At 51.1% G+C, this 25,180-nt stretch carries 22 protein-coding genes; 9 read left to right on the forward strand and 13 right to left on the reverse strand.

What is annotated here, in order from left to right:
• Both DEF47_RS03250 and DEF47_RS03255 read left to right on the forward strand, forming a co-directional pair.
• Positions 1–252 (forward strand): hypothetical protein (locus DEF47_RS03250; RefSeq protein WP_287044962.1); only part of this gene is annotated, 252 nt, incomplete at its 5' end.
• 125 nt (positions 253–377) lie between these two features.
• Complete coding sequence (locus DEF47_RS03255; protein ID WP_012190357.1) at positions 378–779, forward strand: hypothetical protein; 402 nt, start codon at positions 378–380, stop codon at positions 777–779.
• A gap of 49 nt (positions 780–828) precedes the next feature.
• Here the strand turns inward: DEF47_RS03255 and DEF47_RS03260 are convergent, their stop codons facing one another.
• Both DEF47_RS03260 and DEF47_RS03265 read right to left on the reverse strand, forming a co-directional pair.
• Complete coding sequence (locus DEF47_RS03260; protein ID WP_012190356.1) at positions 829–1,194, reverse strand: cupin domain-containing protein; 366 nt, start codon at positions 1,192–1,194, stop codon at positions 829–831.
• A 92-nt stretch (positions 1,195–1,286) separates the two neighbouring features.
• Positions 1,287–3,545, reverse strand: coding sequence for a discoidin domain-containing protein (locus DEF47_RS03265; protein ID WP_012190355.1), 2,259 nt, complete (start codon positions 3,543–3,545; stop codon positions 1,287–1,289).
• Positions 3,546–3,736: 191 nt separating this feature from the next.
• Between DEF47_RS03265 and DEF47_RS03270 the strand changes: the two genes are divergently transcribed.
• Positions 3,737–5,305, forward strand: coding sequence for a phytoene desaturase family protein (locus tag DEF47_RS03270; protein WP_012190354.1), 1,569 nt, complete (start codon positions 3,737–3,739; stop codon positions 5,303–5,305).
• Here DEF47_RS03270 and DEF47_RS03275 read toward each other — a convergent pair.
• Positions 5,302–6,018: a phosphatase PAP2 family protein gene (locus DEF47_RS03275; RefSeq protein WP_012190353.1), complete on the reverse strand. Its 717-nt coding sequence runs from the start codon at positions 6,016–6,018 to the stop codon at positions 5,302–5,304. The genes DEF47_RS03270 and DEF47_RS03275 overlap by 4 nt on opposite strands.
• A 112-nt stretch (positions 6,019–6,130) precedes the next feature.
• On the reverse strand, positions 6,131–6,754 hold the full coding sequence (locus DEF47_RS03280; protein WP_012190352.1) for a hypothetical protein: 624 nt from the start codon (positions 6,752–6,754) through the stop codon (positions 6,131–6,133).
• A 197-nt stretch (positions 6,755–6,951) separates the two neighbouring features.
• Between DEF47_RS03280 and DEF47_RS03285 the strand changes: the two genes are divergently transcribed.
• Positions 6,952–9,339 (forward strand): Kelch repeat-containing protein, encoded by a 2,388-nt coding sequence (locus DEF47_RS03285; protein ID WP_012190351.1) that lies wholly within the window; start codon positions 6,952–6,954, stop codon positions 9,337–9,339.
• Positions 9,340–9,370: 31 nt separating this feature from the next.
• Here DEF47_RS03285 and DEF47_RS03290 read toward each other — a convergent pair whose 3' ends face one another.
• The 4 genes from DEF47_RS03290 to DEF47_RS03305 form a co-directional block, all read right to left on the reverse strand.
• Positions 9,371–9,808: a hypothetical protein gene (locus tag DEF47_RS03290; protein ID WP_041304539.1), complete on the reverse strand. Its 438-nt coding sequence runs from the start codon at positions 9,806–9,808 to the stop codon at positions 9,371–9,373.
• A gap of 6 nt (positions 9,809–9,814) precedes the next feature.
• Entirely contained in the window at positions 9,815–10,747 is a 933-nt protein-coding gene (locus DEF47_RS03295; RefSeq protein ID WP_012190349.1) for a wax synthase family protein, read from the reverse strand.
• A 70-nt stretch (positions 10,748–10,817) separates the two neighbouring features.
• Positions 10,818–11,633 carry an alpha/beta fold hydrolase gene (locus DEF47_RS03300; RefSeq protein ID WP_012190348.1) on the reverse strand — a complete coding sequence of 272 codons (816 nt, stop codon included), beginning with the start codon at positions 11,631–11,633 and terminating at the stop codon, positions 10,818–10,820.
• The gene (locus DEF47_RS03305; RefSeq protein ID WP_012190347.1) at positions 11,626–12,168 is read right to left on the reverse strand and encodes a PadR family transcriptional regulator; all 543 of its coding nucleotides are present in this window, start codon (positions 12,166–12,168) and stop codon (positions 11,626–11,628) included. Before DEF47_RS03305 ends, DEF47_RS03300 begins: the two co-directional genes overlap by 8 nt.
• Positions 12,169–12,305: 137 nt before the next feature.
• On the opposite strand from DEF47_RS03305, the gene DEF47_RS03310 reads away from it, so the two are divergent.
• Positions 12,306–13,427: a trans-sulfuration enzyme family protein gene (locus DEF47_RS03310; protein ID WP_012190346.1), complete on the forward strand. Its 1,122-nt coding sequence runs from the start codon at positions 12,306–12,308 to the stop codon at positions 13,425–13,427.
• Between the two features lie 223 nt (positions 13,428–13,650).
• Here DEF47_RS03310 and DEF47_RS03315 read toward each other — a convergent pair whose 3' ends face one another.
• On the reverse strand, positions 13,651–16,281 hold the full coding sequence (locus DEF47_RS03315; protein ID WP_012190345.1) for a M16 family metallopeptidase: 2,631 nt from the start codon (positions 16,279–16,281) through the stop codon (positions 13,651–13,653).
• A 254-nt stretch (positions 16,282–16,535) separates the two neighbouring features.
• On the opposite strand from DEF47_RS03315, the gene DEF47_RS03320 reads away from it, so the two are divergent.
• Positions 16,536–17,363, forward strand: coding sequence for an STAS domain-containing protein (locus DEF47_RS03320; RefSeq protein WP_012190344.1), 828 nt, complete (start codon positions 16,536–16,538; stop codon positions 17,361–17,363).
• A 128-nt stretch (positions 17,364–17,491) separates the two neighbouring features.
• Positions 17,492–18,667: a MalY/PatB family protein gene (locus tag DEF47_RS03325; protein WP_012190343.1), complete on the forward strand. Its 1,176-nt coding sequence runs from the start codon at positions 17,492–17,494 to the stop codon at positions 18,665–18,667.
• 183 nt (positions 18,668–18,850) lie between these two features.
• On the opposite strand, the gene DEF47_RS03330 is transcribed toward DEF47_RS03325, so the two are convergent.
• Genes DEF47_RS03330 through DEF47_RS03345 form a run of 4 tightly spaced genes read right to left on the reverse strand, consistent with a single transcriptional unit; the run spans position 18,851 to position 22,677 of the window.
• Entirely contained in the window at positions 18,851–19,027 is a 177-nt protein-coding gene (locus DEF47_RS03330; protein WP_287044963.1) for a hypothetical protein, read from the reverse strand.
• 19 nt (positions 19,028–19,046) lie between these two features.
• Positions 19,047–20,153, reverse strand: a complete 1,107-nt coding sequence (locus DEF47_RS03335; protein ID WP_012190341.1) for a YihY/virulence factor BrkB family protein — start codon at positions 20,151–20,153, stop codon at positions 19,047–19,049.
• 41 nt (positions 20,154–20,194) lie between these two features.
• On the reverse strand, positions 20,195–21,403 hold the full coding sequence (locus tag DEF47_RS03340) for an AI-2E family transporter (RefSeq protein WP_012190340.1): 1,209 nt from the start codon (positions 21,401–21,403) through the stop codon (positions 20,195–20,197).
• Positions 21,400–22,677, reverse strand: a complete 1,278-nt coding sequence (locus DEF47_RS03345) for an AI-2E family transporter (protein ID WP_012190339.1) — start codon at positions 22,675–22,677, stop codon at positions 21,400–21,402. The genes DEF47_RS03340 and DEF47_RS03345 overlap by 4 nt, the downstream gene beginning before the upstream one ends.
• Positions 22,678–22,893: 216 nt before the next feature.
• Between DEF47_RS03345 and DEF47_RS03350 the strand changes: the two genes are divergently transcribed.
• Positions 22,894–23,604 (forward strand): response regulator transcription factor, encoded by a 711-nt coding sequence (locus tag DEF47_RS03350; protein WP_012190338.1) that lies wholly within the window; start codon positions 22,894–22,896, stop codon positions 23,602–23,604.
• Entirely contained in the window at positions 23,601–25,073 is a 1,473-nt protein-coding gene (locus DEF47_RS03355) for a sensor histidine kinase (RefSeq protein WP_012190337.1), read from the forward strand. Before DEF47_RS03350 ends, DEF47_RS03355 begins: the two co-directional genes overlap by 4 nt.
• Positions 25,074–25,180: the final 107 nt, after the last annotated feature.

Here is a 25,180-nt window from a genome sequence, read left to right on the forward strand (position 1 = left end):
GCAACGGCAACCAATGTGCCAACAGCGACGGCGACAGCAATTGCAACCGCGACAGCAACTGCGATTGCAACCGTAACGAATACACCAATTCCGACGGTCACTGCGACTGCGATTGCTACGGCCACAGCGACCGCGACGGCAACGGCAACGGCGACCCTAACGCCAACGCTAACACCAACCGCGACGGCTACAAGTACGGTTCAGCCAACCCAAAACAAGATTTTCTTACCAATGGCAATGAAAGGCGAATAACTCTCCTAAATTGCAACTGCCCTGTTCATTCAACGAACAGGGCAGTTTTTTTATTAAGCCAGCTTTTTATGATACAGTTTGGATTGCGGTGAGAATGGTTCTCAGAATCTATTTAGGAGGTCTTCGTGATCGATCGCTTGTTCCTTTCGCCGACTGTCCACCTGAACATGGGGATGCTGGTGGTAACGGTCAGTATTTTGACGATGGGCTATGTCTGTTGGTTGGCTTGGAAGGGCAAACAGCTTAATCGTTGGGCAAATTTGGCGATTATTAGCATGCAACTGGTGATTATGCTGCAAGCACTATTGGGCATCAAGCTGCTTGATCAGGGCTTAGGGGTTGTGCAGTTGTATATCCATTATGTTGGTGGATTAGCTCCACTCTTCTTTTGCTCGTTGTTCTACTGGATTCCAATTGCGCGGCCACAGATCAAAACCCGTTTTGCCGCACTAGTCACGGTTGGCTCATTTTTGTTTGTGCTGATGACTTTCACTATTGGCCAAGCCTATGTGAGCGGCTCAATTTAATCAATGTGATCAGCCGCTCAGGGTTTACTATTCTGAGCGGCTGATCCTATTAAATGTGTTCTAGCTCCGTGCGAGTGCGCTCATTTTGTAGGTTGCCAGTGTTAAGGGTGGTGGCTGGCTCAAACAACATCAACCAAACTTCCTTGGTTTCGGCAACCGGACAATGCTCTACGCAACGCGGAACAATGATCATTTCGCCTGGGTTGAGCACTTGGTCTCCATCACGTAACTGCATGCGCAAACGGCCTTGTACCACGAAAAATAATTCATCCTCATGCTCATGATGATGCCACTCGAAAGCCCCTTGAAGTTTGACTAGCTTGACCTGCTGACCGTTGAGTTCGCCGACAACTCGGGGGTTACAATAATCGTTGAAATGGCCAAATTTCTCGACGAGATTGATAACTGTGGACATGAATTTGCTCCTTGATAGGATTTGCCACTTAAACTATAACCCGACGAATGCACTAATGCATCCGTCGGGTTGCTGATCGAACGATCAGTTGGTTAGTTTTCTTGTTGCGCCAAAGGCAAATATTGAGCACCTTGGGTTGTTGCAGCTGGTTTTTGCCATACTTCAACGTAATCAACTTCGAGCAAGCCATTACCAGCCACAATGCTATCGACGGTTGATTGCTTGACTCCAAAGTAGGCACAGCCTGCTGGCAATGGATTGCCAGTACAGCCGTTGTAGCCAGCGGGATATTCGCCGCCCAAGGCCAAATTCAAGATAAAGAACTTGGGATTGTTATACGTCCATTGGCCATAATCGGCGATGATTTGGGCGCGAGTGAAGCTCAGAATTTCACGATCATCGACGAACCATTTGATATAGGTTGGGTCCCATTCGACGGCGTAGGTATGCCAAGCGCCGGTGGTTTGGCCTGCTGGCAAGTTGACTAAGCCGCCTGCCGAGCCTGCTCCCCAGTAGCCTGGGCCGTGAAGTGCCCCTGAAGTCCAGTTGCCATAGCCGATATTTTCCATAATATCCAGCTCACCGTTGCCAGGCCAGCCAACTTCATTGATATTTGCGCCCATCATCCAGAAGGCTGGCCAGTAGCCTTCACCAACTGGCATCTTCATGCGGGCAACCATTTTGCCATATAAGAAGCTCTGACGACCTAGGCCAAAGATCCGGCCCGAGGTGAAAGGATAGCCGTTGGCGGTTTCTTTGCGGGCGGTGATTTTCAAGGTGCCACCGCTGACGGCGACGTTGTTGCTGGTGTATTGTTGTTGTTCACCATTGACATGAACATCGTTATCATAGGCCCAGTTGTTCATGTTCAGGCTGGTGCCATCGAAGTTTTCAACCCAAACGCGGCTGAAATTGCCAGTCAATGGGGTTGGCGCGGGATCATAGCTGGGGTTGCCTGCATTACAGCCATACACTTCTAATTCCCAAATGGAGTAGCCATATTCAGTGCCCTTTTTGGTCATGTTGATTCGCAGGTAGCGCCCAGTAATTGGCGTGAGATTGTAGTCGTTGGTGGTTTGGGTGTTGCCAACCACGCTGCGTATGTTCGACCAGTTGCTGCGATCATTCGAGACTTGAATTTGGTAATCGGCGGCGTAGGCTGATTCCCACAAGATGCGCACGCGGTTGATTGTGGCATTAGTTGAGCCTAAATCAACATACAACCAAGCATTGGCTGGGCCGCTTGGATACCAGAGATGGCTCCAGCGAGTGGTCGTGGCATTGCCATCGACGGCTTGGGCTGGGCTTGAGGTTTTCGATTCGTAGAACCAGGCATAGGCTGGTTTGTTCAAGGCAATATTGGTTGAAGTTGTACAGTTGCCCGGAATAGTAGTTGGTTGGGCGGTTGGCTGTACCGTCGGTTGAGTGGTTGGTTGGGTGGTTGGCTGCACCGTTGGTTGGATGCTGCCGCTATACACTTCCAACTCGAACAACGAAATGCCATACTGCGTGGCGCGAGTAACGCTTTCGATCCGAACATAGCGGCCACTACCGCTGATGCTTAAATCGTCAACATTGCCATCGCTATTCGTGACGGTTTGGATGGTCGTCCAGCTGTTAGCATCGTTCGAGGTTTGCACCCGATAGCTGGTGGCGTAGGCAGCTTCCCAGCGTAAGACCACTCGATTGAAACTTTGGACGCTGCCAAAATCGACGCGCAGCCATTGACCATCGGCAAATGTGCTGCTCCAACGAGTATTCACATTGCCATCAACGGCAAAATTGGCGGTCGTTGCAGCATTTTCGCTGCTTGAGGCGCTGGTCGTTTTGTTCAAGGCAATATTGCTGCTGCCAGCATTGCCATAGACTTCAAATTCAAACAACGAGATGCCATAGGGGGTGGCGCGGGTGATGCTTTCGACGCGAACATAGCGACCTGTGCCACTGATGCTCAAATCGTCAACATTACCATCGCTATTGGTGATGGTTTGGATGGTTGTCCATGTGTTGGCATCGTTTGAAGTTTGAATGCGATAGCTGCTGGCGTAAGCAGCTTCCCAGCGCAGCACCACATTATTGAAGCTTTGGACGCTGCCAAGATCGACGCGCAGCCATTGACCGTCGGCAAACGTGCTGCTCCAACGGGTATTCACGTTACCATCGAGTGCCAGTGCTGCGCCAAAATCAGCGTTTTCACTGGTCGAGGCGACGGCAGTTTTGCCGAGCGCGAGGTTGGTGGCGGCAAATGTGCTTTGAGGCTGGCCCAACAAAAGCATTGGGCTGAGCACCAAACATGCTAACAAAGCTAGGCGTGATGCTCCACGGGAAGAAAATCGTACATTCGAGAACATCGTTGTCGCTCCTTTGGTGAAAAGACCAGACTTATTTCAGTGAGAGTATTAAAACATATTAAGAGTTGCTGCTGCAATGCCACAAGTGCTACAAAAACAGCTACAAAATTTGTCTGCTACTTGACACTGCTGTTTGAATAGCTATATACAAAGACCTTCTTGCCGTGTATGTGTGGTGTGAAAGGAACGTTATGGACAGCTATGATGTTGTGGTGATTGGCAGCGGACACAATGCCCTGATCGCGGCGGCCTACTTGGCGCGGGCAGGCAAATCGGTGTTGGTGCTCGAAAACAACGATCGGATTGGCGGCTTGGTACGGACGGAAGAACTGACCTTACCTGGCTTCAAACATGACGTCTATTCCTCGGCTCACCCATTATTTACCACCAGCCAAGCCTATGCCGACCTTGGCGCAGATTTGACGGCGCGTGGTTTGCGCTACATCAACACCGATATTCCAACTGGAGTTTCGTTTAGCGATGGGCGCACGGCGATTTTGCCCCAAGCCTTCGAGGCGGCGTTGGCCGAAGCTGAGCGTTTAGCCACAGGCGATGGCGCGGTGCTTGGTCAAATGTTAGCTTCATTCAACCCCTATGTTGAAGATGTTTTTGGCTTATTTTCGATGGATTTGCAATCGCCAACGGCGCAAACGATGATTCAACGGTTGCTGCGGAGCGAAACTGGCTATTCGCCATTTAGTAAATTGTTGTTTGAAACAGCGCGAAATGTGGTCAGCCCATTTCAATCGCCAGTGATGCAGGCCATGCTTGCGCCTTGGGTGATGCACCTTGGCCGCACTCCCGATGAAATTGGCAGCGGTTTATGGGTCTATCTGATTGTGTTGGCGACGATGGGCGCGGGCATGGCAACTCCCGAAGGTGGCAGCGAACAATTAGCCCGCGCTTTGGGTAGTTTGATCAGCGACCATGGTGGGGTAATTCGCACGCAAACAGCCGCCACGCGGATTGTGCTGAGCAATGGCAAGGCCAGCGAAGTGCATACTAATACTGGCGAAGCCTTTGGCGTGCGTGAACATGTGATCGCTTCGGTCAATCCTGATCAATTGTATTTGCGTTTGTTGGCCGATTCGCCGCAGCCGGAGCATGTGCTGCAACAAGCCAAAGAATTTCGCTATGGCCGTGGTTGTGTTCAAATTCATTTGGCGTTGAGTGAGCCGCCACGTTGGCCTGATGCGCGTTTTAATCGAATTGGTCAGCCGCATTTAACCGATGGCCTAAATCAATGTACCTTGGCCGTGGCCCAAGCGATGGCAGGTTTGTTGCCAATCAATCCAACGTTTACCGTCGATTGCCCGACCAACCTTGACCCAACCCGTGCGCCAGCAGGCAAAGCGATTATGCGAATCCAAGTGCTTGAAGTGCCATGTCGCCCGATTGGCGATGCCGCCGGACAGATCGCAGTTGGCGATGGTACTTGGACTGGCGATTTAACCCAGCGCTTTGTTGAGCGCATTTTGGCAATTGTTGAGCGCCATATTCCCAATATTCCATCGAGTGTTGTCGGCTTACACACGGTTACACCAACCAGTTTAGCCCAATTCAGCCCCAATCTTGGGCCTGGAGATCCTTACGGTGGGGCACATGATTTAGCCCAAAGCTATCTATTGAGTCCTTTGCCCGCCCAACCTAGCCATCGCACGCTGGTTCCGAATATTTTTATGCTGGGAGCAGCAACATGGCCGGGCCATGGGATTAATGGTGGTTCTGGCTATATCGTGGCGAAACAGCTTTTAGGCTAATTCGATTGGCGGCGCTGGCGTTGCCAACTAATGCCATGCCAAACTGCCCGCAAGCAGGCCAACCAAGCGATTCCGCCAATCCATCCTGCACTAATATCGGTTGGATAATGCACCGCGAACACAACCCGCGATGTGCCGATCAACACTGCCATGGCTGCCAACCCAATAATAATCCCCCAACGCCGTGATTGAGTATGGCCGTAACTGAGCGCTATGGCCATACTGCCATACCAAGCTGCTGCGGCCATGGCATGGCCACTGGGGAAACTGTAGGTGCTAATCTGGTAGGCTGGCTCGAAGATGCTCGGGCGTGGCCGGGCAAAGCCCTGTTTGAGCAAGGTCATCCAAATGGCCGCGCCAAGCAGGGCCAAAATAATTAAGCTCAAGCGACTGCGCCATGCTGCTGGCTTACGCCGATAGAGCCAATAGCCGACAATTAATGTTTGCAAGGCCAATCCATACAGTGTCCCAATCCATGTCGCGAGGTGAAAAATTGGGTTGAGGTAGGGCAACTGCGTGCGCAGCCAAAAACCACCAGCCAAGCCAGCCCGATCAAATTGGCTAATTTCAGGATTGATCAAGCTGGTCAGCCACCAAAAGATTGCAATTAAGCCAAGGGTGGCTGCACTCGAAATGAGCAATGCCCGCAAACCATTGAATGTCGTTTCGGAAAGATCAGGTTGCCAACGTGGCTTGGTTGGTGCTTGTTGCATCAGATTGAACTCCTTAAGCTAGCTAGTGGGCTACTATAGCAGGCTTGAGGCCACAAAAAAACCACGAAGCCGAGGAATTGGCTCCGTGGTTGTTCAATACTGCCGAGTCTGACTAGATCCGGTTGCGGCCCCACCCAAGGTATAGACCTGCCCCGATTAGCATTATCGGCACCCATACCATACCAATACTTAGCAGACCTGGCAAGGTGGCAATTGCAATGATCGTTCCGACCACAAACAAAATCGAAGCTGGAATAAAGCCCCAAAAGCCATTCGTGCCAAACATTGGCTTACCCAGCAAGCCAATTGCCCCAAAGCCCAAGGCCAACCCCCACACTACCGACATACCATTGGTCAGGTTGGCGAAGGGAATTCCCACGGCCAATCCTGTCAGAATGCTAGCGGGGATAAATAGCCCAAACAGCCGCTTGGCAAAGGCAAAGAAGAAGAAACAGCTGGCAATTGTAAATAAAATCATGCTTGGGATAAATGCGTCGGGATCGATCCCAAAATTAAAGGCAATGCTATCGCCACCCATCAAACGAGCTAGAAACCATAAAACCCCAAACACAATCAGGGCAATCGCCGCGATCCCGCGTGAATCACGCTGGGCGGTTAGTTGTTGTAACAGTTTATTGCTGGGCGTTTGTTGATTGGTTGGATAGATTGGATAGTTGGCTTGAGCGGCCTCAATTTGGCGAGCGCGTTCGGTATCATGCTCGGTATATGGTTGCATAACTTCCTCCTATGGTTTTGGCATGGGTTGGACGACAAAGGTTTCACAGTTGTTGCAGCACTGTGAATAAATGTGAAACTTGTTGGCTCTTTACTCTTGACTATGTTTGTATAATAGCCTGCGCCGGACGTTTTGGCTATATCCAGTTTGTGTATTGGCGGCAATTGCTGCCGATAGCTGCTTGTAACAGGGAAATTATGCGTTTGATTGCGGTTCGTTGGTCGGTGTTGTTGGTCGTGCTTAGTTTGGTCGCTCTAGCCTGGTTGAAACCAACTCAAGCCCAAATTCCACTTGAATCCCCCACTCCTGCTATTACTACAACCACTAATATGTTTAATTGGAATACGTTTCAGCCGATTCCGTTGGCGCGATTTGAGGCTGGCGGGGCAGTTGTTGGTGATAGCTTGTATGTGATCGGCGGTTTTTATACCAACCAAGTTGAGGCTACTGATACGGTTTTTGCCTATAACATCACTACTAATCAATGGCGAATCTGCGCTAATATTCCCGAAGCGATGACTCATGCCCCTGTGGTTGCCGATGGCCATTTGATTTATGTATTGGGTGGCTATATTGGCAATTCGCCTGGTGGTAGCACTGATCATGTGTGGGTCTATAACACGCTGACCAATGCTTGGAGCCGTGGCCCCGATTTGCCCGAAGATCGCGGCGCTGCTGGGGCAACCAAACTTGGCCGCGAAATTCACTTTTTTGGTGGAGCGCATCGGCGTAATTTGCACCTCGAAGAATGGGATAGCAACAAACATTTTGTACTGAATTTGGATACTCAAGTTTGGCGCACTGCCGCACCCATGCCCAATGCCCGCAATCACCTTGGAGCGGCGACGCTCAATGGCTATGTCTATGCAATTGGCGGCCAATATTTAGCTGCCGAATCAACAGCCGCTCAAGTTGAAGTCAATCGTTATGACCCCAGCACTGACACTTGGACACGAGTCGCTGATTTGCCCAAAGGTCGCGGGCATATTACCTCATCGGTGTTTGAAGTCGATGGCCGAATTATGGTCGTGGGCGGCTCGGTTAATGGCGGCGATTATGGCTTGGCTTCTGCCGATGTGATGCTGTACGACCCCAATGATGATGTTTGGATGAAATTAACCTCGATTCCTGGGGTGCGCAAAACTCCAGTTGCCGCAGCCTATGGCAACAAAATTTTGGTAACGACTGGTGGCTATGTGCCCAATCCCGAAATGTGGATCGGCCAGCTTGAAAATCACTGGGAATTAGCGCGAACCTTGCCGATCTCACTGGGCGAGGCTTCTGGCGGGGTTATCGGCAATAAAATGTATCTGGTTGGTGAGAGCAATGGTGCAACCGCTGCCTTTGATCTTGGGGCGAATTCGTGGAATGCTGGCTTGGCGCAACGCCCCTATAAAACCCATAGCCACAGTGCCCAAGTCTGGAACCAGCGGCTCTATTTGTTTGGCGGGGCAGGCACAAGCGCAGGCAAAGTGCAAATTTACCAACCTTCCAGCAATAGTTGGTCGCAAGGCACGGCCATGCCATTTGCGACAATGGCGGCTAGCTCTGCATTCATTGATGGCAAAATCTATGTTGCAGGCGGCATTGTCAGCGGCAATACCTCAAATTATCATGCCGCCTATGATCCAACCGCCAACACTTGGGCCAATTTGCCAAACATGCCATTGGCGCGTAATGGTGCTGCTGGTGGCACAGATGGCCATTTTTTCTATCTGTTTGGTGGGCGGGCGAGTGGTACAATCGGTGCTGCCAGCAACGATCTGCAAATCTATGATCCACTGACCCAAACGTGGACGAGCAGCGCCAGCGATCCAACGATTCCGCCATTACCCCAAGCTCGTGCCGATCTGGGCCAAGCAATTTGGTATAAAGGTGAGTTCTATCTGCTGGGCGGGGCCGATCAGGCCGGTGTGAGCAATCGAGTTGATGTGTATAACCCGTTGACTAAGAGTTGGCGCAGTGTTGCCCCGATGCCAACTGCCCGTCAGGGTCATGCTCCAATCTTGGTTGGCGGGCGAATCTATGTGCCCGCTGGCGGAACTCAAGCCAGTAGCAGCCAATCGCGAATTTTCGAGGTCTATAATCCAGGCTCGGCTGCGACCCAAATTCCTGCAACGGCCACGCCAACCGACATTCCAACAGCGACAAATACCGTAACTGAAACGCCGACTGAAATTCCAACGGCGACGAATACGGCGACTGAAATTCCAACCGACATTCCAACGGCAACGGCCACGCCGACTGCAACGCCAACTGAAACGGCGACTGCAACGCCAACCGCCATTCCGACGGCGACGGATACAGCTACGCCAACGGCCACGCCAACTGAAATTCCAACGGTGACGAATACGGCAACAGCTACGCCAACTGAAACGGCGACGAATACGGCAACGGCCACGCCAACTGAAATTCCAACGGTGACGAATACGGCAACGGCTACGCCAACTGGAATTCCAACGGTGACGAATACCGCAACACTAACAGCGACTTATACCAACACGGTTGTACCAACTGAGACCGCCTTGCCCACGACAACCTCAATCCATCAGTTTCGGGTTTATTTGCCGTGGGCAACTAAATAAGGGATATAGCTTAATTAGCCTAGCCCATTGACTAGGTTAGTATGTGCCAAGCAAGCACAGACCAATCGACGATCACGATGGCAATAAAGGTTGTGCTAAGGCAGCAATGACCAATCACAAATAGCAGCCCTGATGGCCAATCGCTATGTTTGAAATAGCTAAAATCAACAATAACTCGCGTTGTCCAAAAGAGTCCATTGAAGGCAACCAGACCTAACGCGGCTGGTTGCCCTTGCAAAATATCGCTCTTGAGCCAAGCCAACAAACAACCAAAGACGATGATGCAAAGCACAATAAAGCCGCCATACGTCCACATAATTTTGCGGTTAAACGGCGTTAATTTGGCGAGATCTTGCCGCCAATTCAGTTGTTTGGGCACTTGAGAACTCGCCAGCAAAATTATGCCATGAGCCAAAGCTGCCAAACTGATGCCCCAGCCAAAATACCAATCAAGCGGCTGACTATGCAATAGTGCTTAGGCCCAATGTAGGGCAGGTACAATCAGCGCTTGGCGAAATTGTTGATGAAACAACCATGACAAAGGCCCAAGGATGGCTAGCCATGTCCAACAACTTAAGATCCATTGTGGCCAGCGTTGAGCTAAATTAAACGTTCGCTCAAGCCACATTAGCCCAGCATGCAACCCAAAGTAGGCCATTGCTTGACCCCAACCTGCTTGTGCCGGATAGCTTAAACCAAGTTCGTGGAATATCCCTGACAGTAGAAAGATTCCTATCACGAGCGTACTTGGGCCGTAGCGGCCTAAGCGGCGTAAAAAAAGTTGTTTGTTCATCTCAACAAACGCAATGTTCCACCGCACACTCCAAAAATCGCGTAAGGAGCGGCTTTGGAGGGGCTGCCGAAATAAGGCGGCCACTGGCCAACCCCAATACCATAACCCGGCATTGAGCCAATAGGCTAAACCAAAGTGCACAATCCCTAAAATACTGAGAATTGCTGCCCAACTTGCCCATGCTTGGCCAAGCCATGGCAAGAGATAAGCACTGAGAATCAAACCACAACTGCCAGCCATAACTCCAACCCAACCTTGAATAATTGTCGGGCCAAGATCGCGTTGAATCTGGCGGCGTTGGCGAAAAGGGGCTGGATTCATGCCTGGCCAGATCGTCATAAACAAGCCTAAACCAACATGCGAATACCGTTGCAGTTCTTGACGGGGAATTTGCAAAAGTACGACAGCTTTGAGCAAGAGAATTAATCCGGCTGTGCTGGTGAGCAAGCGTTGCCAAGGGTCTAAATCGATTGCTAGATATAAGCTGAGTGCTCCTCCGAACCCCAATATGCTCCAACCGACGCTGTTTCGCCAGCGATTGGGCAGATACCAAGCGCTGGCGACAATCAATAGCCAACTAAGTGGCCAGTAAATCCACCAAAGGAGTGTTTGCATTGCGGCCTCGTTTGCTTCAAAATGATATATTTTGAGCATAGCGCCGCGATGTTACGCAGTTGTTACAGGATTAATTATGCGGTTTTGGGGCGGAATGCAGAAAATCGAGCACCAATTGATTGAAAAGCGTTGGATTATCCATATTGGCGCAATGCCCAGCGTTTGGTAGCACATGGTAGTCGATCGTTGGTTGCTGTTGTTGCCATTCGCGGGCTGCTTGCAAGGCAATTGGCTGATCGTGCTCGCCCACCAAAACCAAGAGTTTTTGTTGGGGTGCTACTTCGTTTGGATGCATAATTTGATTCAACTTGCTCATCAAGCGAAATGATGAGCGCGAAAAAAACTGCATACGTTGATAAAATAATTCCTGACCAGCCGAATAAAACACGCTGATCTTTGCCACATAGCGCCGAAAACGCTCAATTGAAAATAGCACCATGAACATCCATTTGAGCATTTCTTTGCGTTGCGCCCGCATCACCGCCCGTTGATCGCCAAAAATACTGTAGCCACCAACAACCGTCACGCTAGCCACCAAATGCGGATACCGATAGGCGAATTCTTGAGCGATCAACGAGCCAAGCGAAACGCCCAACACATGAGCTTGTGCTTGGTTTTCGTTTTGCAAGATGGCGGCCAAATATTCAGGTGTGCGTTCGATGCCAATCAAGGCTTTGCTTGGTTGCGAACGACCATGACCAGGTAAATCGATTAAGATGACATAATGCAATTTGGCGAAGCTATCAATCTGCTGAGCAAAGCATTGATGATCGCCAAACGCTGGATGAATTAAGATCAAAGCTGGGTTGTCGGGGTTGCCTACGGTATAGTAGTGTAAATCAAAATCGTGTATATTAATCGTTTTAGCGCTTAATTGATTACTCATTGCCAGATTCCTCAAGTTTGCTTAGCAGTTGTTGATACCAATTAATATTGAAACTGTAGTAGGCTACACCATATTCCAAGGTTAGCCATTGAAAATCGGCGAGCGCTTGTTGTTCAGCTGCCACATTGATTTGCTCGCGCTCACGCAACAAGCTGTTGAGTTGGGCATGTACTATTTGCACACTCCCAAGATGTTCACGCAAGAGCCGAATTTGCTCGCTTGGGGCGAGAAAGCCCATAAAAAACAAACGGGTCAAGGCTGGATCTTTGACCTTCTCTTGGGGAATTGCGCTCGCCAGCCATTGCTCAAACAGCGCTTGGCCGCTTGGCGTGATGCTATAAATTTTTTTGAATCGCCCACTCTCAACCTGCTCCTGCACCGTCACTGCTTGTTTTGCCACCAATTTTTCAATCGCGCTGTTGATGCTGCCAAAGCTGGCACTATAAAACAACGAAATCGTCTCTTCGAGAATTTTCTTGATCTCGTAGATGCTGCGTTGCCTGAGCATCAACAACCCTAGAATCACATGTTCCATAATATATCCTTGCGTTATATATCTAATAGTAATATAGATTAAGCGATTGTCAAGCCTCGCAATTTGAAGTGCTTGCGCTGATTTGCTATGATCGTGCTCGGGCTTCAGGATTTTCGTTGTTTGCGAGGTACTGCACAATGGGCCAAGATTCAGCCAGCATCAAACCAGAATCATGGTTGGTTTCAGCGGGGCGCGGTTCGCAGCCAGGCGATCCATTGAATGTGCCCTTGGTTCCTGCATCGAACTTTATCATTGGCAGTGGCCGTGAATATTCGCGTGATGATGGCACGCCAACTTGGGAAGCGCTTGAGGCGGTGGTTGGTGGCTTAGAGGGTGGCAAGGCCTTGGCGTTTGCTTCGGGCATGGCTGCGATTGCCGCAGTGTTTGATCAACTGGCGGTTGGCTCACAGGTTGCCTTGCCCGATGATTGTTATCAAGGCGTTGCTGGCCTTGCTGCTGCTGGACAACAGCGTGGGCGTTGGTCGGTGCAGCGGGTAGCGGTCGATGATACTGAAGCATGGGTGCGAGCCTGTGCCGATGCCGACCTCATTTGGCTTGAATCGCCATCGAATCCATTGCTGACCGTGGCCGATCTTGAACTGATTTGTGCTGCGCCACGTAAACCCAGCGCGATTGTCGTGGTCGATAATACCTTTGCCACGCCGTTAAATCAGCAACCACTGGCGTTTGGCGCAACCGTTGCAATTCAATCGGCGACGAAATTTATTGGCGGCCACTCAGATTTATTGGCTGGCGTAGCGACGACCAACGATGCGGCGCTTTGGCATGCGCTCAAGAAATCGCGTGAGTTAACTGGCGCAACCCCTGGCACGCTCGAAGCTTATTTGGCGGTACGCGGTGCACGCACCTTGGCGGTGCGTTTGCAACGGGCGCAACAAACGGCCATGCTGCTGGCCGAGCGACTTGAGGCTCATCCACAGATTATGCGCGTGCGTTACCCTGGGCTTCGATCGCACCCAACCCATGCCGTCGCTCAACGGGTACTCAAGGGTTTTGGCACAATTATTTCGTTTGATGTGTTGGGTGGCGCTGTGGCTGCTGATCATGTGTGTCAGCAAGTTAAATTAATTCATCATGCCACGAGCCTTGGAGCAGTTGAATCGACCATGGAACGACGGGCGGCAATTCCCGGGCAGGAGCATCTACCGCCAGCCTTGTTGCGTTTGAGCGTTGGGATTGAGGATGCCGCCGATCTGTGGCATGATCTAGAATCGGCTATCGCCGCAGCAACTCGCTAAACTGTGATCGCTCGTTCCCAGTCATCAAGCATGAAGGAGGGAACGCCCCTCACCCACCGCAGTGGGAGAGGGGTTGGGGTGAGGGGACTTAAAATCTATTCTTGTAAGCGAACCCCTCACCCACCGCAGTGGGAGAGGGGTTGGGGTGAGGAGTCAACCTACCCTCGCCCCTCGCCCGTCGAGCGAGTGAGGGGCGAGGGGCGCGGAACCCACCACTTATAACTTAGGCGGCTGGTCCTGCTACTCCAATTACATAGCGCTCGCTGGAAAGCAAGCGTTTGGCGGCAGCATGAATCTGCTCAAGCGTAACCGAACCGATAATTTCGGGATAGCGCTGTACATAATCGAGGCCTAAGTTGTAGCGTTCGATATTCAGCAACATATTGGCGATGCCACTATTGGCCTCAAGACTAATCCCCAACATCCCTGTGAGATAGGCCACCGAATCGCTGCGTTCGAGTTCGCTAATCCCTTCAGCCAACAAGCGATCAACTTCCTCTTGGATGGCGCTGAGTGCCCGATCAACATTTTTGGCGTTGATCCCAGCATAGATGATCCACGCGCCAGCCCCAACATCGGCATCGATGCGGCTGGTGGCATAATAGGCGAGGCCTTGTTTATCACGTACATTTTCGCCTAAACGCCCCATCAAGCCCAATTGGCCAAGCACCAAATTAGCCATCATCGCTGCATAGAAATCAGGGTCGGTGCGGGCTAAACCTGGTACGGCCCAAACGAGGTCGGATTGGGTTTTGCCTGCGACTTCAATTTCGCGGCGCAGCACGCTAGGGGGCAGATCAACGCTTGGTACGGCAGTCGTTGGTGGCTCGCCTTGACCTTGCCAATCGCCAAACCAGCGCTCAACTTCGGCCAAAATCGCCGTTTCGTCAATGTCGCCAACAATTGCAATCGTGGTCGCGGCAGGGTGATAGCGCTTGGCAAAGGCGGCAAGATCCGCAGTGGTAATCCCAGGCACGGTATCTAACGAGCCGTTGGGTGAAAAATAGTAAGGATGATCGCTGGGATACAGTTGTTCACGCGCAGCTTTGGATGCTTGCGAACGGGTATCTTGCTCACTTTGGCGCAGCATGGTGGTAAATTGGGTGCGCAAACGCTCGATTTCACGCTCAGGGAAGGTTGGGTTGCGCAACACATCAGCCAATAATTCTAAGATTAATGGCGCATCATCGCTCAAGGCTTTGCCCCCAAACGAAGTGCTGTGGCGGCCTGCGCTAGCCGAAATTGAGCAGCCACGATCTTCGGTAAGATTGGTAATATCGTGGAAACTGCGGCTGGTTGTGCCACGAGTGAGTGCGGCGGCGGTGAACACGGCCACGCCATTTAATGCGCTTGATTCATGGATTTGGCCCAGCGCGATTTCGCCCTGAATGCTAACAGTTGGGCTATTTGGATTGCGCTGCAATAACACCACAATGCCATTGCTCAGCACATGGCGGGTTGCTTGGGGAGCATTGTTGGCGGCAGCGGTAGCTTCAGCTTCAGCCGCCTTGGCATCATAAAAACTCAAGGCTGGGTGAAATGTACGGGCAGTTGGGGTGATTTGGCCTCCGCCACTGCTATTGCTCGGCGTAAAGACCCCGATATTGCGCTTTTGTGGGGCTAGATAGTGCTGGGCCACTCGTTGAACATCGGCGGCAGTCACCGCTGCAATCTCTTCCAACGAACTATCGGCCCGTTCATAGGAATCGAGGGTTTGCCACATGCCCAACATCATGGCCTGATTGCTGATTCGTTCGAGGCTATAGGCTTGTTGGGCACGCACCTGGCGCTGAATTTTTTGCAATTCAGCCTCGCTGATTGGTGTTTGTTGCAGTTTTTCGATTTCAGTGTAGAGTGCTTGCTCAACTTGCTCGACTGTGCGATCAGGCCGCACGGTTGCCCCAATTTCAAATAAGAATGGATCAAGCGTCGCCATAAACGATGAATAAGCGCCAGTGGCCAATTCGCCCTCAACCAAGGCCCGATACAAACGAGCTGAGCGATTGGTCTGAGCACCGCCGCCTGTAAACGAAGGCGATTTACCACCCGTCAACACTGCATCGAGTACGGTCAAGGCGGCCCAATCAGGTGAGGTGGCTGGTGGGGCATGGAAGGCAATTTGAATCATTGAGTTGGGGCCAGGCCGCGAAACATGGACGCGGCGTTCGCCCTGCTGTTCTGGCTCCTCGCCGCGCACTTCGGGCAAGGGCAAGCCTTGGGGAATCGGGCCATACAAGGCTTCGATTTGTTTGAGCACTTCATCGGTATTGAATGCCCCGACGACCACCAACACCGCGTTGTTGGGTGCGTAAAAAGTCTTGTAGTGGGTGTATAAATCTTCGCGGGTCATGGCTCGCAAGTCGCTCTTCCAGCCAATCACCCCATTACGATAAGGATGGACTTTGAAGGCGGTTGAACGTAACTCTTCATCAAGCCAAAAACTAGGGCTGTTTTCGTTGCCCTCGCGTTCCGAAATAATGACCGTGCGTTCAGAAGCGACTTCATCAGGATCAAACGATGAATTGACCATGCGATCTGCTTCGATTTGCAACCCCAAGCTGAGGCGATCGGCGGGCAGGGTTTCATAATAGGCGGTGTAATCGATCCAAGTAAAGCCATTGAATGTACCGCCATTGCGGGCAATCGTGGCATCAAACGCGCCTTTAGGCATCGATGGTGTACCTTTGAACAACATATGCTCACACCAGTGCGAAATGCCCGAAATGCCCACCCGTTCGTTGCGCCCACCAACTTTATACCAAATCCAGTTGGTCGCGATTGGCGCGGTATGCACCTCGCGGGTGAGCACCGTCAAGCCGTTGGGTAATCGATGAAGATTGGTCGCAAGTGTCATCAGCTGTCTCCTGCAAAAGAAACCTGTAAATATTATAGGGCCGAAAAGCTGGCTGTGCCGCTTGCAAGCTATTAACATTGGCAGACCTAATTCACACTAAAAGGGGATTCAGTACGGGCGTATAAACAGGATTGCGAGCACGATTATTCTAAGCTATGATGTTTTTTAGCCCTTGGTAATCAACTAAATACATTAGCGCCACTCTGATCAATCGCTATGTTCGATCACTGGTGCCGCAACAACGGAGCCTATCGATGCAACCTATTCTTGAGCATATTCAAGCGCACCTTGATCGCTATGTCACCACCGCCACCGATCGCGTCTTCGCAGCCAAAATCAATCTGTATCGTAGCTTTGGCTATGATCAATTACAGACCTCAATTCGCTATGCCTACACGGCCTTTGTGAGCGATCTTAGTGCTGGTACGGTTGAGGCGATGCCCAATTTTCTGATGCGCATTGGCCCGCAACGCGCTGAGCAAGGCGCAACCGTTGAAGATATTTTGTTCGGCATCAATATGGGCGTTGAAGTAATTACCGAAGATCTCAACGCGACGTTTGCCGATAATCCCGCTGGATTATTGTGGTGGATGCAACAGATGCATGCGATTGTCTATACTGGCGCGATGAAACTCTCCGATACAATTCTCAAAGCGCGTGAACAGCATATTCGTGAGCAGGCCAGCCAAATTGCCGAATTCTCAACCCCGATTATTCCACTTTCGCAAGGTGTATTAGTTGTCCCGTTGATTGGCGTTTTGGGCGAACAACGAGCCAGCCGCATTACCGAAGCCTTGTTGCAACGAATCAGCGAGGAACAAGCCTCGACCGTATTGATCGATGTAACGGGGGTTCCGGTGGTTGATACTCAAGTGGCGCACAACTTAATTCAATCGGCTCAGGCTGCCAAATTGGTTGGAGCCGAAGTGTTATTAGTGGGCATTCGGCCTGAAATGGCCCAAACGTTGGTACAACTTGGCGTAAATTTGCAGGGCGTGCGCACCCAAGGCACGTTGCAAGCTGGGGTTGAATATGCCTTTGAGCGCCAGAAACGCCAAAACGCTAAGCCGATGCGCCGCTAACTTAAGCCCAGATCTGCCCTAAATTGGTAGTACAATGAGTGCCAACAGAACCTGTGTGCGGCTCAGCGCCGAGTTGTTGCTAGGTTCTCTCGCTGTAGCAGCCAGTTTGTGGCCGTGAGGGAGCATTCATGATCACTGCAGATTTCTTTGATCAGGTGATTGATCGAGTTAACACCAATTCGGTAAAGTGGGATATGCGCGAGCAATTCCTTGGTGGCGCTGATGTGCTGCCTTTATGGGTTGCGGATATGGATTTTCGTTCGCCTCCAGCCGTGACAGAAGCACTGATCGAGCGAGCACAACACCCAATTTATGGCTATGCAGCGCGGCCTGAGCGCATGTTCAAAGCCATTCAAACGTGGAATCAAACCCGCCATGGTTGGGAAATTCCCCAAGAACAGATTGTGATAAATCCAGGGGTCGTGTTTGCATTAAATGTCGCTGTGCGGGCGTTTACCCAAGCTGGCGATGGGATTGTCGTTCAGCCACCAGTGTATGCTCCGTTTTATGGTGTAATCAGCGACAATGGTCGCACGCTGATTGAAAACCGCTTGCTCGAAGTCGATGGTCGCTACCAGATCGATTTTGCTGATCTTGAGGCTAAACTCGCTCAAGCCAAAATGCTGGTTTTGTGTAGCCCGCACAATCCGGTTGGCCGAGTTTGGAACGCCGATGAGCTGAATCGGATTGCCGATTTGTGTTTGCAACATAATGTGATCGTGGTGAGTGACGAAATTCACTGCGATTTGGCTCTATTTGCTGAATTTACCCCGCTTGGCCGTTTGCGCCCCGATTTGGCCGACCAGCTAATTACCTTGGCCGCTCCTAGCAAAACCTTCAATTTACCTGGCCTAACGACTTCGTATGGCGTGATTGCCAACGAGGAGCATCGTCAACGCTACGAAGCCGAAAAAGGCCGTAGCGGCTATCATGTTGGCACAGTTTTTGGCGATATTGGCCTAGCGGTGGCTTACGAATCGGGTGCTGAATGGCTCGATGCGCTGCACGACTATCTGCGTGAAAACTATCGCCTGATCGAACAAACTTTTGCTGATAATCCATTGGTGCGGCTAACCCCACTCGAAGGCACCTACTTGGCTTGGCTCGATTTTCGGGCAACTGGCTGGAGCGAAGAAGAACTAACTGAGCGTTTTCGCACCCATGCCAAAGTTGGGCCAGAAAAAGGCGGCTTGTATGGCGAGGCTGGCTTGGGCTTTTGGCGGGTCAATTTTGCCACGCCACGCTCATTGCTTGCCGAAGGCTTGCGGCGCATGCAATTGGCATTAGCAGAACATAGAACATAGAACCCCCTCAGCCGCCGATCGACAAGAGGGGGAACCGCTCCAGGAGTGCTCCCCTCGCCCGCCGCAATGGGAGAGGGGTTGGGGGTGAGGGCATGCTGACCGTTGTTAATGCTATAAACCATTACACATAGAACATAGAACATAGAACCCCTTCAGCCGCCGAGGGGAACCACGCTGCTTCCCCTATGTTTTATGCTCACCACTTTTGGGCGGATCGCCGATTGGTGGCTGGGGTTGGCTCGGCGGGTCACCAATTGGCGGCGGATCAGCGGTCGTTGGATCTAGCGGCGGGTCGCCGATCGGCATGGGTTCTGGCGCTGGTGGCTCGATTGGCGTTGGCTGTTCGCTTGGGTCGCTCATATTCACATCCTCAATAACGCTAGGCTTTGCCTTTACGCAAGGTTTGAATAAATTGGATAATCGCAACTAGCGTACCAACAATACTCATCAGCACCCCTAAAACCACGCCCAAGGCTGTGCCACCAACCGCATAGCTGGCTTTTTGTTGCGCCGTAGCCAGAGCTGGCGGCAAGGCTGTGGTTGGTAAATCGGGCGGAGTCGGTAAGGCGACCGCTGGCGCTTGCTTAGCGCGTTTGGTGCTATTCCAATCGGTATACACCCGACAAAACTCGGCTCCAAAAAAGATAATTTGGCTGGCATAGTAGATCCAAGCCAAAAGCGCGATAAAAGCCGCCACAGTGGTTGAAGCGGTATATTTATTGCCGCCAAGAAACAGCGAAAGCACAATTTTGCCAATTTCCCACAGCGCAGCGGTCAGAATCGCCCCGGGCAAGACATCACGCCAGCGCATTTTGGGCTTGGGCATGGCAAAAAATAATAAAAAGAATACTAATACATTGATAGCAAAGGCCGTTGCAAACGTGAAAATTTGCCACCCAACCCCAACTCCAGGCAAATCGAAGCTTTTGGAGAGATTTTCCAAGGCTTGCAAGACTGAGGAAAGAATCAACGAGCTAATCAGCAATAAGCCAATCACCAATACCAAGGCAAAGGCTTTGCCACGTTCGATCAAGGTGCTTTTGACAGTATGCAAAAAGTTGCCTTGCTGCGGTTGAATATCCCAAATCACATCAAAGGCTTTATCAATTTGCACGAAAATCCCGCTGGCGGCAAAAAAAGTAGTGGCCAACGCAATTGGAGCATTGGTGCCAGCTTGTTGGCTGAGGCTTTTCAGAATTTCGGTGAGGGCTGTACGTATTGCTGAATCATCAACCCCAACTTGTGGGCTGGTTTGAAAGACTTGCATCAACGAATTAACTAAAGTTTCTTCAGCATTGGTGTTAGTATCGCCTTGCAAGCGTAGCCAAAAACCCAAAATCGAAAGCAACAGCAAAATCAACGGGAAGATTGAAAATACCGCATAGTAGGCCAACGATGCTGCCATGCGTGAACAATCATCGACCGTCCATGCTTTAAAGGTGCGTTGAGTTAACGGCCAAGCGGTTTTGGTTACCCATTCTTTCATGAATTGCGCCTCATCTTGCTCTAGGCTCGTGCCCGAACTAACTACGATTGCTCACGATTGAGCATGCCAGCATTGCCCAACGCAGCTTGAGTCTGATCCATTAGCGCCTCAATTTGGCGAATATACGATTGATGTTGGGCGGTCGCTGCGACTTCTGCTGTCACCTCGTCGCGCTCAATCGTCGCCAGCCGTTGGCGTAGGGTATGCAACTGATTGCGATAATCATCAGCCAATTGCTCCTCTGGCGATTTGCTAAACCACAGTTCGCGCCCCAAAATTTGAATGGTGGCTGCCAAGGGTGGGGCAATCAGCATGCCCAAAATCCCAAAGGCTTGCGCCATCACCATTAATATCAGCACCACCAAAACTGGACTAACCCGATTGGCCCCATACAAGCGTGGCTCGACCCAAATTTGCAAAAAGGCAAACACGGCGATTGTCGATAAACCTGCCAATAAGGCCACAGGAATGTTGACCAATAAGCCTACGGCCACCGCTGGAATCAAGGCCAACAATACCCCAACCCATGGCACCAGCCAAGCAATGGCAATCCACAAGGCCAAAAGCGTTGGATAGGGCAAGCCAATCAATTCAAAAATAATCCCTAAACTTATGCCTGCCAACGAGCTTTGGGCAACTTCGCTGCGAATATAGGCACCAACTTCTAACTCCACTGCCCGCCAAATGGTGCGGGCGCGTTGGCGATGTTTGGCACTGATCAACGAAAGCCATAAACGCTCAAAGCGGTTTTGATCAACTGCCCAATAGGTGCTCAGTGAGAGCAAAATCACCAACTGTGCTAGAAAATCGAATACGCCGCTGCCAAACCCCACGATGCTATTGATTACTGCTGTCCCATCAGTTCCTGCAAAATAATCGAGCAATGCTTGACGCGAGGGCAGTTCGCTAGCTATCGTTTGTTGCCATTCTTGGCCTTGGGGCCAGGTTAGCGTGACGCGAGTGTAAAAATTCAATAATTGGTCGCCGGCTAGCTGTAATTCGCTCAGCAAACCACGGCTGATCACCGCAAACAAGCCTCCAAAAAACACAAAACTGGCAAAATAGACCAAGCCATAGGCCGCTCCACGGCTCATGCCCCGATCAATCAAGCGCTGAGCAAAGGGCCGCACAGCCGAGGCAATCACCAGCGAAACTAAGAAAAGCAACACCGCATCGCTGAACATCCACATTAATACCACAAGCGCCAGCGTAAACAGGATGGTTGCGGTAACACGTGCAAGCTGTTTCATGCCGCTACTTCCTCGCTGCTATTGATCGCCGCCAACATGCCATCCAAATCGACGACCACATGTTCGAGCTGATCGTCAAACACAATATTAGCTTCATCTTCAGTTTCATCAGCCCGATTATGGCGTTGCAAGGATTGGAGCAATTGCTGTGATTCATAATGCAGCACGCCAAAGCGATCACGGCGAGTGACGTTGGTGCTGGTTTCAGCTTGATTAAACACCAAGCGAGTGAAGATAATTTGCACAATGGCTGCCAATGGCACGGCCAAAATCCCCCCAGCCAAGCCTAAGGTCGCACTAAAGGCCGCAAAAGCGACCAAGGTCAGCACCGCATTCACCCCAACCGCCCGATCCATCACTTTGGGCACTAAAAAAGTGCCTTCAATTTGTTGAATCACCACGGTCGCTACAATCACCCAAATAAAGGCGGTTGTGTCACCTTGGGCCAGGGTAATCAGCAAGGGTGGCACTGCCCCAAGCACTGGCCCCAAAATCGGGATGGTTTCGAGTAAACCAGCCAAAATGCCCAGTACAATCGCATAATCGATACCAATTAGCAAGTAGGCGGCGGTTGAAAGTGCCCCAATCGAGAGATCAAGGATGAGTTGTCCGCGAATAAATGCGCCCATTTTGGCCTGAATTTCGGCAATCAGCGAACGCCAATTCTCACGTTTTTCTGCCGCGACGAGCTGGAGCAAGGTTCTCAGTACCCGATCACCATCAAGCGTCCAATAAAACCCCAGCAGTAAGGTGGCAATCAACACAAACAAACTGATGCCCGCATTTTCTACAACAGTGACAAGTTGGCTTACTGCTACGTCAGTTTGTTGCTGGCTGGTTTCGCTGGGCGCAACTCCAGATAGCGAAATTGGGGCATCAAGTGGCAAACGTAACGCTAAATTGCGAATAAAACTACTGCGCGAAGAAATTAAAAATTGGCGGGCATCATGATAATACTCAGGAATTTTGGCAGTAATTGCGGTAATTTGTTCGGTGATCAGCGGAGCCATCAGCACAACAATGCCCACCAGCAGTGCCAATAATAGCAGGTAGGCAATAATTACCCCTAGTTGGGGTGAGATTTTGAGCCGTTGTAATAATTGCACCAATGGGCGAATCGCGGTGCTGAGCACAAAGGCAATAAAGGCTACCACAAACACACTATAAAAATTAACAATCACAAAAGCGAGGCCGATGATCGCGAGGACGACTAAAGTGGCGGTCATGACACGACGAGTTGTCCAACGAGCAAGAGTCAACGAAAGCTCGTCCATGGCGACTCCCATACACAAATATGCTTGGCTGGATTGATACAGGCGTGACTTAAGCAACAACTATACCAAAAACATCGCCTGTAGCAAACTAAAAATTAAGCCAATCCTTAACCGATTCTTGCCAGATTTTCAGCAGAATGTGCTATGCTAGGGGGAATAATTCCGAATCTCACACCCTAGCGGTGTTGTTTATTATTCAAAGAAGGAGTGTGCTGCATGAGCCAACCGCAAGCTGCTGCACGAATTTTGGTTGTTGAAGATGAAAAAGAAATTGCTGGCTATTTGCGGCGTGGTTTGGCCTTCGAAGGTTTTACAGTTGAGGTCGCCCATGACGGGCCAACTGGGATTGCCGCCGCTCGTGAACGCCCCGCCGATCTGGTGATTCTCGATATTATGTTGCCAGGCATGGATGGCTTTGAGGTTTGTCGGCGATTACGGGCTGGCAGCGATGTGCCAATTATTATGTTGACCGCCAAAGAAACGGTGCCCGACCGCGTGATGGGCTTAGAAAGTGGCGCAGATGATTATTTGATCAAGCCGTTTGCCTTTGAAGAATTGTTAGCGCGAATTCGGGCCTTGCTGCGTCGCCATGTAGCCCGCACCGAAGGCCCAGTTGTCTTGCAAGTCAATGGCTTGGAGATGAACACGGCTTCGCGCGAGGTCACAATTGCAGGCCGCGCTGTCCAACTTACTGCCAAAGAATACGAATTGCTCGAATTATTTATGCGCCATCCAGGTCAAGTGCTAACCCGCGATGTCATTTATGATCGGGTTTGGGGCTATGATTTCGGCGGCGAATCGAATATCATTGAGGTCTATGTGCGCTATCTGCGCCAAAAACTCGAAGAATCGGGCGAAGGCCGCATGCTGCACACCGTGCGTGGAGCTGGCTACATTTTACGTGAACAACCCTACGGTGAACGATGACCCTACGCTATCGGCTAACCTTCATTTCTGTGGCCTTTATGACCCTTGGATTGTTAATTCTAGGGTTGACACTCTATTCGGCGGAACGGGCGATTTTGCTCAACGGCGTGCGCGATGATTTGGTGCGGGCTACCAACCAAATTCAGAGCCAATATGCCGAGGCCAAAAAACCGCTTGAGCGCTATTTTAGCGGCACAAGTGTTTCGTTGTTGCCAGTGCCCAACGAAGATTTTGAAGGTTCGCCGATTTCGGTGGCGGTGTATTACCCCAATGGCGTGCGATTGGCCTCAACACCTTCGTTTATGGGCGAAGGCCCGACCCTCGATAGCACTGAATTAGCCTCGGCACTAGAGAAAAATTCAGTCATTAACACCAAACCTTCGTCGTATGGTCGCACAATGCAGGTGGTTTCGCCCTTGACCTTCGATCATACCGTGGTTGGGGTGTTGGTGGCCAGTCAATCGCTGCGCACGGTTGATCGGGCCTTGGATACCTTGTCGTTGGTGTTTTTGATTGCTGGCTCGCTCACAGTGGTGCTGATGTTTTTGGGCATCAGCCAAATCACCAAGCGCGGCTTGCGCCCAATTGATATGATCGCCAACACCGCTGAGCAAATTGTGCGGGCCGAAGATTTGAGCCGCCGTATCGCCGTGGCCAACCCCCACGATGAGCTTGGGCGATTAGCCACGATTACCAACGATTTGCTAGCGCGGATGGAAGGTTTGTTCAACACCCAAAAACGCCTGACCGCCGATGTTTCGCACGAATTGCGCACCCCACTAGCGGCGATGCGCGGTAACCTTGAGGTGCTGCGGCGCGGAGCTATGCGCAACCCCGAATTGCTCAACGAATCGCTGAGCGACTTAGAACGTGAGGTAGCGCGGCTCAATCGTTTGGTCAACGACCTGCTGTTTTTGGCTCAAACCGAGGCTGGCGTACAAATGCGTAGCGAGCCAGTTGAGCTTGATACCTTGATTTTGGAAGTGTTCCGCGAATTGCGCCCACTGGCTGAGCATGTCAAGCTCCAAATCGGCAGCGAAGATCAAGCAACTGTTATCGGTGATCGCGATCGGCTTAAGCAAGCAATGCTCAATTTGGCCTATAACGCGATTCAGCATACGCCCGAAGGTGGCGCAGTCACTCTAAGTTTGGAGCGGGTTGGGCGCGAGGTGGCTTTGCGGGTGCAAGATACTGGCGAGGGCATTCCACCCGATATTCTGCCTAATATTTTCCAGCGTTTCTATCGTGCCGACAAATCGCGGGTGCGCAAAGGCGGCGGAGCTGGCATCGGTCTGGCGATCGTCAAATGGATTACCGATGCCCATCGCGGTACAATCGAAGTTCGTTCAAATGTTGGCGAAGGCAGCCTCTTCACCTTGTGGCTACCCCTCGCTCCCGCCACCGATCGCTTGATTACTGGGCAATTACGTGAATCGCCCTCGCAACCGTTGCCAATTGTCAGGCAATAAGGGTTAGCTAGAGACCATAGCTGGAAGTTCTAATAGCTATCATGGCATAGTTTCCTCTCGCCTGCTGGAAGGGCAGAGAATGAACCCTCTGTTCTGTTCTATGCTCT

The organism is Herpetosiphon sp. (assembly GCF_003512625.1).
Taxonomy (GTDB): domain Bacteria; phylum Chloroflexota; class Chloroflexia; order Chloroflexales; family Herpetosiphonaceae; genus Herpetosiphon; species Herpetosiphon aurantiacus.

Coding starts and splice junctions, on each gene's coding strand:
- DEF47_RS03260 (WP_012190356.1), bottom strand. CDS start 1,194: ATGTCCACAGTTATCAATCTCGTCGAGAAATTTGGCCATTTCAACGAT.
- DEF47_RS03265 (WP_012190355.1), bottom strand. CDS start 3,545: ATGTTCTCGAATGTACGATTTTCTTCCCGTGGAGCATCACGCCTAGCT.
- DEF47_RS03270 (WP_012190354.1), top strand. CDS start 3,737: ATGGACAGCTATGATGTTGTGGTGATTGGCAGCGGACACAATGCCCTG.
- DEF47_RS03275 (WP_012190353.1), bottom strand. CDS start 6,018: ATGCAACAAGCACCAACCAAGCCACGTTGGCAACCTGATCTTTCCGAA.
- DEF47_RS03280 (WP_012190352.1), bottom strand. CDS start 6,754: ATGCAACCATATACCGAGCATGATACCGAACGCGCTCGCCAAATTGAG.
- DEF47_RS03285 (WP_012190351.1), top strand. CDS start 6,952: ATGCGTTTGATTGCGGTTCGTTGGTCGGTGTTGTTGGTCGTGCTTAGT.
- DEF47_RS03295 (WP_012190349.1), bottom strand. CDS start 10,747: ATGCAAACACTCCTTTGGTGGATTTACTGGCCACTTAGTTGGCTATTG.
- DEF47_RS03300 (WP_012190348.1), bottom strand. CDS start 11,633: ATGAGTAATCAATTAAGCGCTAAAACGATTAATATACACGATTTTGAT.
- DEF47_RS03305 (WP_012190347.1), bottom strand. CDS start 12,168: ATGGAACATGTGATTCTAGGGTTGTTGATGCTCAGGCAACGCAGCATC.
- DEF47_RS03310 (WP_012190346.1), top strand. CDS start 12,306: ATGGGCCAAGATTCAGCCAGCATCAAACCAGAATCATGGTTGGTTTCA.
- DEF47_RS03315 (WP_012190345.1), bottom strand. CDS start 16,281: ATGACACTTGCGACCAATCTTCATCGATTACCCAACGGCTTGACGGTG.
- DEF47_RS03320 (WP_012190344.1), top strand. CDS start 16,536: ATGCAACCTATTCTTGAGCATATTCAAGCGCACCTTGATCGCTATGTC.
- DEF47_RS03325 (WP_012190343.1), top strand. CDS start 17,492: ATGATCACTGCAGATTTCTTTGATCAGGTGATTGATCGAGTTAACACC.
- DEF47_RS03330 (WP_287044963.1), bottom strand. CDS start 19,027: ATGAGCGACCCAAGCGAACAGCCAACGCCAATCGAGCCACCAGCGCCA.
- DEF47_RS03335 (WP_012190341.1), bottom strand. CDS start 20,153: ATGAAAGAATGGGTAACCAAAACCGCTTGGCCGTTAACTCAACGCACC.
- DEF47_RS03340 (WP_012190340.1), bottom strand. CDS start 21,403: ATGAAACAGCTTGCACGTGTTACCGCAACCATCCTGTTTACGCTGGCG.
- DEF47_RS03345 (WP_012190339.1), bottom strand. CDS start 22,677: ATGGACGAGCTTTCGTTGACTCTTGCTCGTTGGACAACTCGTCGTGTC.
- DEF47_RS03350 (WP_012190338.1), top strand. CDS start 22,894: ATGAGCCAACCGCAAGCTGCTGCACGAATTTTGGTTGTTGAAGATGAA.
- DEF47_RS03355 (WP_012190337.1), top strand. CDS start 23,601: ATGACCCTACGCTATCGGCTAACCTTCATTTCTGTGGCCTTTATGACC.